Source organism: Desulfofundulus thermobenzoicus, from assembly GCF_009428905.1.
GTDB classification, from domain to species: Bacteria; Bacillota; Desulfotomaculia; order Desulfotomaculales; family Desulfovirgulaceae; genus Desulfofundulus_A; species Desulfofundulus_A thermobenzoicus.
The window spans coordinates 1-474 of sequence record NZ_WHYR01000164.1; the positions used below are offsets into that span (position 1 = coordinate 1).

A 474-nucleotide genomic window follows, 5' to 3' on the forward strand; every position below is an offset into this window, starting at 1 on the left:
GTTAAAGGATGACACCGTCGTGTCAACGGTCATGAGTAACCTTGGTTTCTATAAAGCGCTTGAGAAGCAAGGCATTAAGAGCATTCAAACAGCTGTTGGGGACCGCTATGTGGTCGAAGCGATGAAAAAAGACGGCTATAATGTCGGCGGTGAGCAGTCAGGTCATTTGATTTTCCTTGATTATAATACGACAGGTGATGGCATGCTTTCTGCGATCATGCTTGTGAATACGCTCAAAGCGACAGGAAAAACATTATCAGAGCTTGCAGCGGAAATGGAAAAGTTCCCGCAGCTTTTAGTGAATGTGAAAGTGTCTGATAAATATAAAGTAGAAGAAAATGAAAAAGTAAAAGCGGTGATCCAAGAGGTCGAAAAAGAGATGAATGGTGACGGCCGCATTCTTGTTCGTCCATCTGGAACAGAGCCGCTTGTACGTGTCATGGCAGAGGCGAAAACAAAAGAGCTGTGTAATGA

General features: G+C 43.9%; 1 pseudogene. It reads left to right on the forward strand.

From position 1 onward, the window contains the following. Window positions 1–19: 19 nt before the first annotated feature. Window positions 20–474: pseudogene (locus GFC01_RS18030) on the forward strand (phosphoglucosamine mutase); the annotation flags it as partial.